We start from the raw sequence: 13,317 nt of genomic DNA, 5'->3' as shown, positions 1-13,317 counted from the left end.
AGATGGATCTCTATAAGAAAACAGTCATCACTCCATTTTTAGTATTGGCAAATATTTCATTTCTGCCAATGAGTGCTAATGCAGAGGATGATATTCGTTATACGTTTAATAATGCTATTTTGATGGGAAATGCTAAGAGCAACGATCTTAGTGCTTTCGATATAAAATCATTGCCACCAGGGCGTTATAGCGTTGATGTTTATGTCAATGAACATTGGCGTGGTCGCCACGATGTTATTTTTAATAAAACCAAAGATGGTGACTTAGCAACCTGTCATTCCGCTTACTTTCTCGAGTCTGTTGGAGTTAACACTCTACGGATGAATAAATCTCTGGCGGAGGAAAAAAATTACTGTGGCACGATTAATAAATGGGATGTTTACGGTAATGCGGTAGAAACCTTTAATGCCGGATTGTTGGAATTACGGATGAGTGTTCCACAAGCATATCTGGATAATACCGATAGCAACTATGTGCAGCCTGAGCAGTGGCAGAAGGGTATTCCGGCAATTAATCTCGGTTATATGGCTGATTACTACTCGATGCAGCAACGTGGCGATAGTCGCTCCAGTTCGGATAGTGCCTGGCTCGGGCTTGATGTAAGAGCTTCTGCATCGGGTTGGCTGCTTGAACATTTTGGTAGCCTCGACTGGAACAACGACAGTGGAAAGCATTATTCCAGCAACCGGACTACCTTAAAAAAGCCATTGATTGGCTGGAAGTCCATGTTCAGTGCCGGGCAATTTTATACTGATAGCCAGCTGTTTGATGGTTTAAGCATTTTGGGCGCATCGCTTGAATCACAGGATCAAATGCACCCGGATAACACATTGAGCTGGGCACCAAATATCAGAGGGATGGCGGAAACGAATGCACGTGTCACCGTGACACAGGATGGAAGAGTTATTCATCAAACATCCGTACCGGCAGGACCTTTCTCAATCGAGTCTATTTTACCGGCAAATACGGGCGGAGATTTGCTGGTCACTATTCAGGAATCTGACGGGCGTATTCGGCGTTTCTCTGTTCCTTATTCATCAGTGCCACAATTATTAAAACCGGGCGTGAGTCGCTATAACGTTTCGCTTGGGAAAGTTGATGAGCAAGATAGCAATGAATCTCCCTTTGCTGCACAGGTTACGTGGCAGTACGGCCTAAACAATTATGTGTCGCTCTATTCTGGTGCTACCGGATTTGATCATTACCAGTCGGCGTTAGTGGGCGCTGGGTTGAATACCTTTTTTGGCGCTTTCGCTCTCGACATTACACAGTCACGCTTTAATTTCGATAATCAGGAAAACCACGGGCAAGGATACCGCCTGACCTACAACCGAACCCTACCATTGTCGCAAACCTCATTCTGGCTGGAGGGAAAATTCAATGCGAAAAACTTCTATGGGCAGCGTGATGCTTTTGAACAGCAAGATAGTGGTTCGGAATACGCAGTATTACGCGAAAAACAGTCCTGGTCATTAAGCCTGAGTCAGCCTTTTCAGGATGGATGGGGATCATTAAATATCTCTGGGTCGATTAATAAATACTGGGAACAGCAGGATAGTTATCGACAATATTCTGTGGGCTATAGCAATAACTGGGGAAATTTAAACTGGACGATTTCAGTGCAGCGTTTATGGAATGAAGATGAATATGGTGGCGTAACGAAAGATGATCAGATTGCGCTGAACTTTAGTTATTCACTCCCGCGTTCAGACTCTGGATACACACAAATATATTCAGACAGCTATAGCAGTAATGGTAAAGCCAGCAATACGCGTATGGGCTTCTCAACCTCAGTTGATGAAGAAAATAATATGATGCTAGGCCTTAATGCAGCCTATGGCCGTGGCGGAGATATGGACTGGGGAATGAATGGAACTTACCGTTCACCTTACAGCACTCTGAGCACGACATTAAGCCAGGGTAATGACTGGCATCAGGCTAGTGCGGGGATGAGTGGTTCAATGATTGCTCACCATAAAGGGGTGACCTTCTCCCCAGAACGAAGCGATACGGTAGCACTGGTTTACGCCGCAGATGCAAAAGGTGCGCGTTTAGATGGAGCGCCAGGAACCCGTTTTGACTCAAATGGTTATGCAGTTATGCCGTGGTTGCGCGCCTGGCGTGTTAACGATGTGGTGATTAACCCAAAAGGCGCGGATGACTCCGTCACTTTCCAGCAAACACAAAGAAAAGTTGTGCCCTTTGAGGGCAGTGTTGTTCACGTTGCTTTTGACACAAAGATAAATAAACAGACCATTATTCATCCCAAACTGCGCAACCAACAGACTTTACCTTTTGGCGCGGTTATCAAAGACCAGGAAAATAACCATATTGGTTATGTCGGTCAGGGTGGGCTTCTCTATATTGACCAAACCCAATCAGCTACGGTGAGTGTTTCGTCAGAAAATGGAGTCTGCACAATTGTTATTAAAAGCCAGGAGGCAATATGTCGTTAGTTCGTGCAGGGTTACCACTGCTGATACTCCTGGCGGTAAGTTTTAATTCCCAGGCTACTTGTATTGTTAAATCACAAAAAATTACTTTATCGCCAGAAACGGTAACCAACAAAAATAATCATGCTTTAGGCTCAGTGCTAAAAAAGAGTTCATTTGCTGTGCAGCTTCCACCGTCTCCTGAGTGTGATGAGCTTATTAAATTTAGCGCGGATGTACCTGGTGGAGCGTCGAAGATGAAAACTCCCGGAGTTTTTCAAACCAATGCAAAAGGTGTTGGTATGAAAATGACTTTGGTCACTTCAAGTGGGCGCGAAATAGCCTGGCCTTCTAAATTTTCTGCAAGCATGTCTGAATTGTCTGGGGCCAGGATCAATATGGAGTTGATTAAGGCTGATGATGGAATATCGGCCAGAGGGGGCTCAGAAGGTATGAGTTTTGAAATAAATAACCTACTGCAGAGTTCACCGCTGATAGATATTTATATCCCGGCCAGTTTTGTCACTATTCTGAATAGCTCATGCAAAATTTATGGTGAGAAAACACGCAATATTACGCTGCCAGGCGTTGTTCTGGACCAGTTCAAATCCCCTGGTTCGGTGGCAGGTAAAACCCCTTTTGATATTCATTTATCTTGTGCAACCGATGATAAAACACCCTCTGCTGTTTTCTTGAAATGGAATGGGCAATTCGGCAAAAACTCGGGTTCTGACGGAGTGTTGAGCAATTCAGTGGCAGGACGTTCTTCTGCTAAGGGGATAGGAGTGCAAGTGCTCGGTGACGATCATCAGCCGCTGAATTTTCATGAAATGAAAAAGGTGGAATTGAGAAGCTCCAAATCCGACAAATATTCCGTTCGATTTTATTCACAGTATTACCAGATAGATGAACAGGTACAACCGGGGAAAATCCACGCCAGCCTGTATTTCAATATTGATTACCAATAAATAAGTGAGACGAAATATGCATGCAACTCTTGTTAAGACCAGAGATCAGATATGGGTATCACACAATAATCAATTTGGTCATCAATATCTCACGGCATATGCTGTGTTCGAGCGAGATATTGCCGGGCAAATGACCATAGAACTGGTCATTAATACACAGCGAGGTTCTCAGCGCACCCGGCAGAAAATGTTTGTTTCCTATCAGGCTGGCTGCCCATACCCCCTGACGCAACTTTTCTTTACCCTGCAATCAGGTGAATTTGCCCAATTACATATTGCTGTCAGAAGCCCGGAAGGGCATGTCGTTGAGTATCACTGGACACCTGAACTTGTTCACCAGGTTCAATGCCCGAGTAAACAAGACTAGATAACTCCTGCGCGCGGAAGATATCCGGCGCAGGAAGATAAATATTATTGGCAAATTAGCGCCAAATCTTTATTCAGCAAATAGGGCCGCAAATATCCCACGGTGTTAGAGAGCGGCAGCACATCTTCATGTAAGTGAATATTCAGTACGTCGCGGATGTAATTTCTGCGTGCGCTGATGCGCTGCCATAATTCCGGGTAAAGCGTGGCGAGTTTCTGGCGTAAAGGTTCATCGGCCAGCGCCACGGTGTCTTCAATACTCGCTCCCGCGTAACCTTTACGTGATGGAATGATGTCGATTTGTAGCAGCATCCCACTGGATAAAGGGATATCTGACGCAGGGTAAATCGGCGAGCAAAGCCACTCTTCGTCAGCAACTAAGTGGCCGGGGTTGAGGTGCCAGTGGTATTCGGTTTTAGGCAACACTCGCTCAATCAAGTCGTAGACTTCATGGCCCTTCACACCGACGCGCATATTCTCAAGCCAGGCGACGACCGCGCGATAATACGGGATGGCGACCACATCGAGATAATCACTGACCTCTTCATGAAGTTCATCGGCCTGGCTAACGACGTATGCCGCACGGCTGGTTAAACCGCCCTTATAACTGACTGTTAATGAAAACTTGTCGCCTTTTTGGATCTGTTTATCCGATGGGTACAGGTTGGCATTTTCAAAACGATCGCCCGTAGCAGCAATGGTTACGACGTTATTGGCTTGCCCATCGGCGGCAAGCAGGGCTGCAATCGACTTTTCCGTTTTACCTAATTCAATTGCATTCAGTGCGCTAAGCGCCGCGCTTGAAGCCAGGTTTGCACCGTATTCATAGTGCGCAATTTCATTGGCGTTATTGGTTGTCCTTGCTCCCTGGCGCGGCGAAATAAACAGATCTGTGGCATTAAGTAATTCACACGCTGGAGTCAACGCGCTTTGAAGCGCCAGGAAAATAAAGGTCGGTATATCAAACAGAGACTTATTGTTGTCGTTGATGCCAGTGAAAAGCTTCCAGCCCGCAATACCAACACGCTTTTGCCCACGAAGCCCGGCTTGTTGCAACACTTCGCTTAGCGAGAGTGTGGTGTCCATCGGTTGGTTTGGCAGCGAAAACCACGGCGCATGTACCACATTTGCAGGAATTCTGGAGTGCTGTGCGAGTTTGAGGTTTTCATTACCAAGAACCAGCACTACCTCGCCGCTTTTATGCAGCACCAGCAAGCCTTCTTCAAAGCGCGGGATAAAACCGGTGAGATACTCAAAATTCCCGCCGTGTTCTTTGTCGGCGTAAATCACTAACGAATCAAGATTCTGCCGCGCCATTCCCTGCAAAACTTTGTGCAAGCGCTCCTGAATCGTCTGGTCATTTAACACCACACTCGGGACGTTAAGATAGATTTCAGGCTGCTTGATGGTGGCAAGTGTAATTGTTGGTTGCGGCATGGGTGAGTCACTCCTTTTTCTTTTCCCGGGTGAGCATTAACTTATCACCCGGGAAATTAAGAACCTATCCCGGCAACCGACTTTTTGGCCGTCCTTGCCCAAGCAACACTGCAAGTTTGGCGCCGCCCTGAGTGGTTTCCATCAGAATTTTACATACACTGGTAAGCGGCACTGACAGGAGCATACCCACTGGGCCGAGCAGCCAGCCCCAGAACAACAATGACAGGAACACCACGAAGGTCGACATTCCAAGGCCGCGTCCCATCATGCGTGGTTCAAGGATATTCCCAAGCAGCATATGCACTGCAAGGAACAGCACGCCAACCAAAATCATTTCGTAAGTGCCGTTAAATAAGAACGCCTGAATCATTGGCGGAATAGCGGAAATGACCGAACCGATATTGGGGATGTAATTCAGCAAGAACCCCAGCACGCCCCACATCAGCGCAAATTGCACGCCCAGCAGTTCGAGGCCAAGCCAGATAATCAACCCGGTCCACAGGCTGATAAGCGTTTTAAGTGCCAGATAATGCGTCACGCCTTTGAGTGCGCGGTGCAGGCTGGCGATATGAATTTTCGGGTTGGAAAGGGCGAAGCGCAGTTTGTACGGAACGTGGCGTACCTCGAAGAGCATAAATACCACGGTCATCACCAGCAGCAGAATGCTGGCCATTGCGCCGGAAAGTCCGGTCATTAGGGTGGTGGCGTAAGACATCACTTTTTCAGAGTCCATACGCTGCAACATACGCTCCGGCGATAATCGCAGGTGCATAAACGGCAGCATTTTTTCGAGCTCAAACACTTTTTGCGTCAGCATCTTGTTGTATTTGGGCAGCATATCGACGAATTCAGACATGGATGCCGCCAGCACACCCACCAGTATCGTCAGCACAACCAACATCGCAAATACGACTATCGAGATAGCCAGCGGACGGTTCACTCCCCGGCGGATAAACCACGTCACTAACGGGTTAAGCACAATGGCAAAAAAGAGTGCCAATAATAGCTGGACGATAATGTCTGCCGCAGCATGAATCCCGGCAAGAATAATCACCAGCGCTGAAAGCTTTATTAGAATATGTAGCCCGGTTTTATCGGGTTCTGGAGAGAGCATGAAAAAATCCTGAAAAGGAGGGATCTTCTAAGTGTAGCGCTTCGTTTATTTCGCACCCGCAGGGCGAGTCTGAAAGTCTGTTGCTGAAATGTGAATCTCGACGTGTATATACTGGGGAACGCTGTTTTAAAAGTGAATGCCCATGCCTGACCTCACTCCCGCCCCCGCATTAAGCAGTTTCCGACTCAATCTACAGATTGTCTCTGTAGTGATGTTCAACTTTGCCAGCTACATGACCATCGGCCTGCCACTGGCTGTTTTGCCGGGGTACGTTCATGACGTGATGGGCTACAGCGCGTTTTGGGCCGGGCTTGTGATAAGCCTGCAATATTTCGCCACGTTACTCAGCCGCCCACATGCCGGGCGTTACGCAGATATTCTTGGCCCTAAAAAAATTGTCATCTTTGGTTTATGCGGCTGCTTCCTGAGCGGAGCGAGCTATATGCTGGCGGCGTTTGGTAGCGCCTGGCCGTTGGTGAGTCTGGTGTTGCTCTGTATGGGGCGCGTCATTTTAGGGGTTGGGCAAAGTTTTGCCGGAACCGGTTCAACGCTTTGGGGCGTGGGTGTCGTGGGGTCGCTGCATATTGGGCGGGTGATCTCCTGGAATGGCATTGTGACCTATGGCGCGATGGCGATGGGCGCACCGTTGGGCGTGCTGTTTTATCATCTCGGCGGGCTAAAACTGTTAGCCGGAATTATTATGGCAGTGGCACTGGTGGCAGTGTTGTTGGCACTTCCACGCCCGGCGGTGAAAGCCAGTAAAGGCAAGCCGCTGCCGTTTCGCGCGGTGCTGGGGCGCGTCTGGCCGTATGGTATGGCGCTCGCACTCGCGTCTGCCGGTTTTGGCGTGATCGCAACGTTCATCACACTGTTTTACGACGCTAAAGGCTGGGATGGTGCTGCATTCGCATTAACACTCTTTAGCTGTGCGTTTGTTGGCACTCGCTTACTTTTCCCGAATGGTATTAACCGGCTTGGCGGCCTGAATGTGGCGATGATTTGCTTCTCAGTCGAGATTATCGGTTTGCTGCTGGTGGGCTTTGCGGGCGAACCCTGGATGGCAAAAGTGGGGACTTTCCTGACGGGCGCGGGCTTCTCTTTGGTGTTCCCGGCGCTGGGCGTGGTGGCGGTGAAAATGGTGCCGCAACAAAACCAGGGAAGTGCGCTTGCGACCTACACCGTGTTTATGGATTTATCGCTGGGGATTACCGGGCCATTAGCTGGGTTTGTGATGGCTTATGCGGGGGTTTCGGTGATTTATCTGGCGGCGGCGGTGCTGGTTTGCATTGCGCTGCTGATGGCCTGGCAGTTAAAAAAACGGCCCCCGACTGATCAACCGGAGGCCGTGTCATCATCACAGCAACAATAGTTATTTGATGGTGATGGTATTAATAATGTTCTCAGCGGCAGTTTGCGCCAGTTGCTGGTTATCCGCAGGCAGCGTTATCTGCATAGTTAACAGTTGGTTATCTACTTTACCCAGGATGACAGATGAGTAAGCTGTCTGGCCTTTTGCAGAGATAATACTGTCAAGCTGTTGCAGCGTGTGGCCTTTAATCTCAATGGATTTATTGGTCACGACTTGCAGCTGTGGGTCACGAGCACGTTGTTGTTCTTCAAGGCGTTTTGTTAAAGCTGCCAAATCGTCAGGCGTATTGTCACCGACAATCACAATGACCGCTTTCTGTCCTGTAGCATCAGAATATACGTGCATGTTGTTTGCCTGAGTGCCCAACTTACCGCTCTGGTCGGTCATATCGGCGGGGAGTGCAAAGCTAATTTTCCCGTCCAGCAGGCTAACCGGCTGGCCAGCAGCGCTGCTTTCCGCCGCTGCATCCGTTTTGGCCGTTTTGCTATCACTGTTATCGCAAGCGGCCAGGCCTAATACCAGCAGGCCAATACCGACATATTTTACCAGGTTACCCATGACTTCTTCCTTTACGTTAGCAAGCCTTTGCGGCCGATCTCATCATCTTATCACAAGATAATTCAACCACCGTCAACCCGGCTGTAACGCCGAACTTTCAGACTTATCTGCCAGACGTTTCAACAACATATTCAGCAAAACGCCGTACATCGGCAGGAAGAATACAATGCTGATTAACACTTTAAAGCAGTAATCTACGATGGCGATTTCGACCCAATGCTGCGCCATAAAGGCATCCGGGCTGCGCCAGAAAGCAATAAAGAAGAAGGAAAGCGTGTCGCTGATATTACCGAAAAGCGTGGATGCCGTTGGCGCAAGCCACCAGTACTGGCTTTGGCGCAGGCGGTTAAACACATGCACATCCAGAATTTGCCCCAACGCGTACGCCATAAAGCTTGCGACAGCGATACGTGCGACGAACAGGTTGAAGTGCAGCAATGCTTCGAACCCTTGCCAGGTGCCCATGTAAAACAGTGCAGAAATGGCGTACGAAATAATCAGTGCGGGCAGCATCACGGCAAAAATAATGCGGCGTGCCAGAGGTGCACCAAAAATGCGTACCGTCAGGTCGGTTGCGAGGAAGATAAACGGAAAGCTAAACGCACCCCAGGTGGTATGGAAACCAAAAACCGAGACCGGTAATTGCACCAGATAGTTACTGGAAGTGATCACCAGCAAATGGAATAGCGATAGCCAAAACAGCGCCTTAGTGCGCTGAGTAGAATTGAACTGCGTCATTTTGTAGCCTTTTTAGTGGTGGGGTGAGGGAACCCAGTACGCTTTTTAAAGCGGGGGGCGATGATACTGCTTTAGCCCCGCTTTGCAATGGTTAATTTTAACGCAATCGTTCACGTGACTTGCACGAGAATCTTCCCGGCGTAAACTATCGCGGTTTGTTAATTGCGAGCTTTCTCATGACCGATCTTTTTTCTAATCCTGACCACACTCTTGATGCCCTGGGCCTGCGCTGCCCGGAACCCGTCATGATGGTACGCAAAACAGTGCGCAATATGCAGGCTGGCGAAACCCTGCTGGTGATTGCTGATGACCCGGCAACCACGCGTGATATTCCAGGATTTTGCATTTTCATGGAACACGAACTGCTTGCCAAACAAGTGGAATCATTGCCTTACCAATACCTGTTGCGTAAAGGCCAGTAACGCCGCGCAAGCCCTTTGCTCTCCGCTTTGGGCTTCTGAACCCTCTTTGCATCTACTCTGAACCCCAATTTCATTTTTTGTCGCTTTTTGTGAAGTGCTTCACCCATGCTTTTCTCCACGTAGTCTAATTTTTAAACGACAAATTAAAACATTGTTTTACTTCCTACCTCATATTTCTACCTCTGCTGGAGCGACACAATGAAGAAGACCTTTCTGCCTGCTTTTGCTGGTTTATGTCTGTCTACCGCGTCAGTTCTGTTTGCTCAAACTGCACTCGCACAAGTGATTAAAGCCGCTGACGTTCACCCGGAAGGCTATCCGAACGTAGTCGCGGTCCAGCACATGGGCGAAAAACTGAAGCAAGAAACCAACGGTGATTTAGAGATTAAAGTGTTCCCAAGTGGCGTTCTTGGGGATGAAAAACAGATGATCGAACAGGCGCAAATGGGTGCGATCGATATGATCCGTGTTTCGATGGCGCCGGTTGCTGCGATCCTGCCAGATGTTGAAGTCTTTACCCTGCCGTACGTATTCCGCGATGAAGATCATATGCACAAAGTGATCGACGGCGATTTAGGTAAAGAGATTGGCGACAAGCTGACGAATAACCCGAAATCTCGTCTGGTATTCCTCGGCTGGATGGACTCCGGCACACGTAACCTGATTACCAAAAACCCGGTTGTGAAACCTGAAGATCTTAAGGGGATGAAAATCCGCGTTCAGGGTAGCCCGGTCGCACTGGCAACGCTTAAAGACATGGGCGCAAACTCGGTCGCGATGGGGGTGAGCGAAGTGTATAGCGGCATGCAAACCGGCGTTATCGACGGCGCGGAAAACAACCCGCCAACCTTTATTGCCCACAACTACATGCCGGTCGCTAAAAACTACACGCTGAGCGGCCACTTTATCACGCCAGAAATGCTGCTTTATTCCAAAGTGAAGTGGGACAAACTAACGCCTGACCAGCAGCAAAAAGTCCTGAAACTGGCACGTGATGCGCAAATGGAACAGCGCGAACTGTGGAATGCCTACAACAAACAAGCGCTGGAAAAAATGAAAGCCGGTGGTGTTCAGTTCCACGAAATCGACAAAGCCTGGTTTGTGAAAGCGACTGAGCCGGTGCGTAAAGAGTACGGCGATAAACATCAGGATCTGATGAAAGCTATCGCAGACGTTCAGTAACTATTGTCGCTAACGCATTCGTGGAGGGCATCTTATGTCCCAACGCTACTCAGACTTGATGGATAAAGTTTATTTGCTGGCGATGGTTATTGCCGGGCTGTCTCTTTTGGTGATGACCATCATTATTCCGATTGGGATTTTCTCACGTTATGTCCTCAATCGTGGGGAATCCTGGCCGGAACCCGTGGCGATAATCTGCATGGTGACCTTCACGTTTATCGGCGCGGCGGTGAGTTACCGCGCTGGTTCGCACATTGCGGTGAATATGCTGACAGATCGCCTGCCGTCTGCATTGCAGACGTTCTGTACCCGTGTCGTCGACTTGTTGATGCTGGTCATCTCACTGGTGATTTTCTATTACAGCTTCTACCTGTGCGCCGATTTATGGGAACAACCTGTTGCCGAATTCCCGCTACTCACTTCCGGTCAAACCTATCTTCCGCTGCCCGTAGGCGCGATTTTAATGATTCTGTTTGTTGTCGAGCGACTGCTGTACGGCTCTCAAGAGAACCGCCCAATAGTGCTGCTGGGTAATCACGGTTAAGACCAGGGGATAACATGGACGCATTTATTTTATTAGCAACACTCGCGGTGCTGCTTGCAGTGGGAATGCCTGTGGCCTTTGCCGTTGGGCTAAGCGCCATTGTGGGAGCGTTATGGATAGATTTGCCGCTGGAAGCGATCATGATTCAAATCACCAGCGGGGTGAATAAATTTACCCTGCTGGCAATCCCGTTCTTCATTCTGGCCGGGGCGATTATGGCGGAAGGGGGAATCGCTCGTCGTCTGGTCAATTTTGCCTATATTTTCGTTGGGTTTATTCGCGGCGGCTTGTCGCTGGTGAATATCGTGGCGTCCACTTTCTTTGGGGCGATTTCCGGATCGTCCGTGGCGGATACGGCATCCATCGGCAGCGTGATGATCCCGGAAATGGAGAAAAAGGGTTATCCACGGGAATATGCAGCGGCGGTAACGGCGAGTGGATCGGTGCAGGCGATTTTGATCCCGCCAAGCCATAACTCGGTGATTTACTCCCTGGCGGCGGGCGGTACGGTTTCCATTGCCACGTTGTTTATCGCCGGGATTTTGCCAGGTTTATTGCTGGGTTTCTGCCTGATGGTGATGTGTCTCGGGTTTGCTCATAAGCGCGGTTACCCGAAAGGTGAACGCATTCCCTTCAAGCAGGCGTTGAAAATTTTCTTCGATGCGCTGTGGGGTTTGATGACGGTGGTCATTATTCTCGGCGGGATTTTGACCGGGGTCTTTACCGCAACTGAATCGGCGGCAGTGGCCTGTGTGTGGGCGTTCTTCGTGACTATGTTTATCTACCGTGACTACAAGTGGAACGAGCTGCCAAAGCTGATGTTCCGTACTGTAAAAACAGTCTCTATCGTCATGATTTTGATTGGTTTTGCGTCAGCGTTCGGCGCAGTCATGACTTACATGCAACTGCCATCACGCATCACTGAGTTCTTCACTTCGCTGTCTGACAATAAGTACGTCATTCTGATGTACCTCAACGTCATGCTGCTGTTGATTGGCACGCTGATGGACATGGCGCCGATTATCCTGATCCTCACGCCGGTACTGTTGCCAGTGACAAATTCGCTGGGTATCGACCCGGTGCATTTCGGGATGATTATGATGGTTAACCTCGGGATTGGCTTAATTACACCGCCGGTCGGTTCGGTGCTGTTTGTCGCCAGTGCGGTGAGCAAACAGAAAATCGAAGTGGTGGTTCGTGCCATGCTGCCGTTCTACGGCGTATTGCTGGTGGTGCTGGCGATGGTGACCTACATTCCGGCAGTTTCATTGTGGCTGCCGCATGTACTGGGCATGACGAGTTGAGAGGACTATCTAACCCTCATTTCTGATGGGGTGAGGGTTAGATAAACAGTGCCGGAGAAATACCAAAGCGCAGGGACAGCTTTCTGATGTGCTCAATTGTAAGCTGGCGCTCGCCACTCAGTACGCGTGACACCATTGATTTGCTGCCAATTTCTTGTTGGAAATCGCTTTGATTCAACTCATATTGATCCATCAACGTTCTCAGTACCGCAACGCCGGGCGGCAGCGCATTCATCTGTTCACGAAAGGCGATAGTTTCCGGAAGGGTATTTTCATACTCAGAAATCTTCAGGCTCACTAAATCCAGCAGCGGGTTGGTCGGCTCATTGACCAACAAGTATTCCACCAATTCCAGTGCTTCCAGATACTCTTTCTCACCCGTGTTACCCGCAAGAAACGGCACGGCAGTTTTCAGCGCTTCGGCGGCTTTCAGTGCATCTGCAATCATCTCTTCTTTCCCCGATGGGTTTCGGTAAATCTCATGTAATCCGCATGCGTCATGATGTCGCGAACATAGAATTTCTGGCTTTCAAAAAATATCAGCGCGAGTAGCCGCAACTCGTTGCGAGCAATATTGATGACATAGTGCTTATCGAGATACTTAAAATTATCAAGTGTTGGATAGACTTTCCTGAGTGATTCGGGTGTTGGGAAATGTCCTTTTTCGATAACCCGGGCCAGAATGAGAAGTTCTTGAGCGTGTTGGGGATATTTTTCGCTGGCTTCACTCAATGCTCTTAGAGAGATTAAATGCATACTTCGTCCTGAAGTTGACTATCTGGCAACCAATATAACCAGGGAGTTGCCAATACGTCAACTCCCTGGAGCCGAATACCAGTGTTTCAGATTTCTCAGTTTTCTACAGCTGCAAAGCCAATACCGT

Annotated in this window: 14 protein-coding genes; 8 read left to right on the top strand and 6 right to left on the bottom strand. The window is 48.9% G+C overall.

The window, feature by feature from the left end; all coding sequences use genetic code 11:
* Positions 1-2: 2 nt before the first annotated feature.
* The 3 genes from LVQ77_RS15790 to LVQ77_RS15780 all read left to right on the top strand — a co-directional run bounded on the left by LVQ77_RS15790 (position 3) and on the right by LVQ77_RS15780 (position 3,767).
* Entirely contained in the window at positions 3-2,456 is a 2,454-nt protein-coding gene (locus LVQ77_RS15790; protein ID WP_232904939.1) for a fimbria/pilus outer membrane usher protein, read from the top strand.
* Positions 2,447-3,400, top strand: coding sequence for a fimbrial protein (locus tag LVQ77_RS15785; RefSeq protein ID WP_232863913.1), 954 nt, complete (start codon positions 2,447-2,449; stop codon positions 3,398-3,400). The genes LVQ77_RS15790 and LVQ77_RS15785 overlap by 10 nt, the downstream gene beginning before the upstream one ends.
* Before the next feature lie 103 nt (positions 3,401-3,503).
* The gene (locus LVQ77_RS15780; RefSeq protein WP_232904938.1) at positions 3,504-3,767 is read left to right on the top strand and encodes a hypothetical protein; all 264 of its coding nucleotides are present in this window, start codon (positions 3,504-3,506) and stop codon (positions 3,765-3,767) included.
* 44 nt (positions 3,768-3,811) lie between these two features.
* Here LVQ77_RS15780 and LVQ77_RS15775 read toward each other — a convergent pair whose 3' ends face one another.
* Both LVQ77_RS15775 and LVQ77_RS15770 read right to left on the bottom strand, forming a co-directional pair.
* Positions 3,812-5,203 (bottom strand): M24 family metallopeptidase, encoded by a 1,392-nt coding sequence (locus LVQ77_RS15775; RefSeq protein WP_232904937.1) that lies wholly within the window; start codon positions 5,201-5,203, stop codon positions 3,812-3,814.
* A 64-nt stretch (positions 5,204-5,267) separates the two neighbouring features.
* Positions 5,268-6,317 (bottom strand): AI-2E family transporter, encoded by a 1,050-nt coding sequence (locus LVQ77_RS15770; RefSeq protein WP_151993814.1) that lies wholly within the window; start codon positions 6,315-6,317, stop codon positions 5,268-5,270.
* A gap of 142 nt (positions 6,318-6,459) precedes the next feature.
* Here LVQ77_RS15770 and LVQ77_RS15765 point away from each other — a divergent pair, with 142 nt between their 5' ends.
* Positions 6,460-7,686: an MFS transporter gene (locus tag LVQ77_RS15765; RefSeq protein WP_232904936.1), complete on the top strand. Its 1,227-nt coding sequence runs from the start codon at positions 6,460-6,462 to the stop codon at positions 7,684-7,686.
* Here LVQ77_RS15765 and LVQ77_RS15760 read toward each other — a convergent pair whose 3' ends face one another.
* Together LVQ77_RS15760 and LVQ77_RS15755 are read right to left on the bottom strand one after the other, a co-directional pair.
* Positions 7,687-8,244, bottom strand: a complete 558-nt coding sequence (locus tag LVQ77_RS15760) for a DcrB family lipoprotein (RefSeq protein WP_134185860.1) — start codon at positions 8,242-8,244, stop codon at positions 7,687-7,689.
* 72 nt (positions 8,245-8,316) lie between these two features.
* Positions 8,317-8,982, bottom strand: a complete 666-nt coding sequence (locus LVQ77_RS15755) for a 7-cyano-7-deazaguanine/7-aminomethyl-7-deazaguanine transporter (protein ID WP_151993812.1) — start codon at positions 8,980-8,982, stop codon at positions 8,317-8,319.
* A gap of 176 nt (positions 8,983-9,158) precedes the next feature.
* Here LVQ77_RS15755 and tusA point away from each other — a divergent pair, with 176 nt between their 5' ends.
* The 4 genes from tusA (at position 9,159) to LVQ77_RS15735 (ending at position 12,434) form a co-directional block, all read left to right on the top strand.
* Complete coding sequence (gene tusA, locus LVQ77_RS15750) at positions 9,159-9,404, top strand: sulfurtransferase TusA (RefSeq protein ID WP_064514924.1); 246 nt, start codon at positions 9,159-9,161, stop codon at positions 9,402-9,404.
* A gap of 198 nt (positions 9,405-9,602) precedes the next feature.
* On the top strand, positions 9,603-10,586 hold the full coding sequence (locus LVQ77_RS15745; protein ID WP_232863908.1) for a TRAP transporter substrate-binding protein: 984 nt from the start codon (positions 9,603-9,605) through the stop codon (positions 10,584-10,586).
* A 34-nt stretch (positions 10,587-10,620) separates the two neighbouring features.
* Positions 10,621-11,130, top strand: a complete 510-nt coding sequence (locus LVQ77_RS15740) for a TRAP transporter small permease (protein WP_151993810.1) — start codon at positions 10,621-10,623, stop codon at positions 11,128-11,130.
* Positions 11,131-11,144: 14 nt separating this feature from the next.
* Positions 11,145-12,434, top strand: coding sequence for a TRAP transporter large permease (locus LVQ77_RS15735; protein ID WP_154151010.1), 1,290 nt, complete (start codon positions 11,145-11,147; stop codon positions 12,432-12,434).
* Between the two features lie 37 nt (positions 12,435-12,471).
* On the opposite strand, the gene LVQ77_RS15730 is transcribed toward LVQ77_RS15735, so the two are convergent.
* Positions 12,472-12,882, bottom strand: coding sequence for a helix-turn-helix domain-containing protein (locus tag LVQ77_RS15730; RefSeq protein WP_232863907.1), 411 nt, complete (start codon positions 12,880-12,882; stop codon positions 12,472-12,474).
* On the bottom strand, positions 12,879-13,190 hold the full coding sequence (locus LVQ77_RS15725) for a type II toxin-antitoxin system HigB family toxin (protein WP_232904935.1): 312 nt from the start codon (positions 13,188-13,190) through the stop codon (positions 12,879-12,881). Before LVQ77_RS15725 ends, LVQ77_RS15730 begins: the two co-directional genes overlap by 4 nt.
* Positions 13,191-13,317: the final 127 nt, after the last annotated feature.

Origin of the sequence: Buttiauxella cochleicola, assembly GCF_021282435.1 — a bacterium.
Taxonomy (GTDB): Bacteria; Pseudomonadota; Gammaproteobacteria; order Enterobacterales; family Enterobacteriaceae; genus Buttiauxella; species Buttiauxella massiliensis.
Note: the sequence above shows the minus strand (reverse complement) of the source record. Positions and strands in the feature narration are given on the sequence as shown.

What these genes read in the sequence shown, in the direction of transcription:
- LVQ77_RS15790 (WP_232904939.1), top strand. Translation starts at nt 3, where the DNA reads ATGGATCTCTATAAGAAAACAGTCATCACTCCATTTTTAGTATTGGCA.
- LVQ77_RS15785 (WP_232863913.1), top strand. Translation starts at nt 2,447, where the DNA reads ATGTCGTTAGTTCGTGCAGGGTTACCACTGCTGATACTCCTGGCGGTA.
- LVQ77_RS15775 (WP_232904937.1), bottom strand. Translation starts at nt 5,203, where the DNA reads ATGCCGCAACCAACAATTACACTTGCCACCATCAAGCAGCCTGAAATC.
- LVQ77_RS15770 (WP_151993814.1), bottom strand. Translation starts at nt 6,317, where the DNA reads ATGCTCTCTCCAGAACCCGATAAAACCGGGCTACATATTCTAATAAAG.
- LVQ77_RS15765 (WP_232904936.1), top strand. Translation starts at nt 6,460, where the DNA reads ATGCCTGACCTCACTCCCGCCCCCGCATTAAGCAGTTTCCGACTCAAT.
- LVQ77_RS15760 (WP_134185860.1), bottom strand. Translation starts at nt 8,244, where the DNA reads ATGGGTAACCTGGTAAAATATGTCGGTATTGGCCTGCTGGTATTAGGC.
- LVQ77_RS15755 (WP_151993812.1), bottom strand. Translation starts at nt 8,982, where the DNA reads ATGACGCAGTTCAATTCTACTCAGCGCACTAAGGCGCTGTTTTGGCTA.
- tusA (WP_064514924.1), top strand. Translation starts at nt 9,159, where the DNA reads ATGACCGATCTTTTTTCTAATCCTGACCACACTCTTGATGCCCTGGGC.
- LVQ77_RS15745 (WP_232863908.1), top strand. Translation starts at nt 9,603, where the DNA reads ATGAAGAAGACCTTTCTGCCTGCTTTTGCTGGTTTATGTCTGTCTACC.
- LVQ77_RS15740 (WP_151993810.1), top strand. Translation starts at nt 10,621, where the DNA reads ATGTCCCAACGCTACTCAGACTTGATGGATAAAGTTTATTTGCTGGCG.
- LVQ77_RS15735 (WP_154151010.1), top strand. Translation starts at nt 11,145, where the DNA reads ATGGACGCATTTATTTTATTAGCAACACTCGCGGTGCTGCTTGCAGTG.
- LVQ77_RS15730 (WP_232863907.1), bottom strand. Translation starts at nt 12,882, where the DNA reads ATGATTGCAGATGCACTGAAAGCCGCCGAAGCGCTGAAAACTGCCGTG.
- LVQ77_RS15725 (WP_232904935.1), bottom strand. Translation starts at nt 13,190, where the DNA reads ATGCATTTAATCTCTCTAAGAGCATTGAGTGAAGCCAGCGAAAAATAT.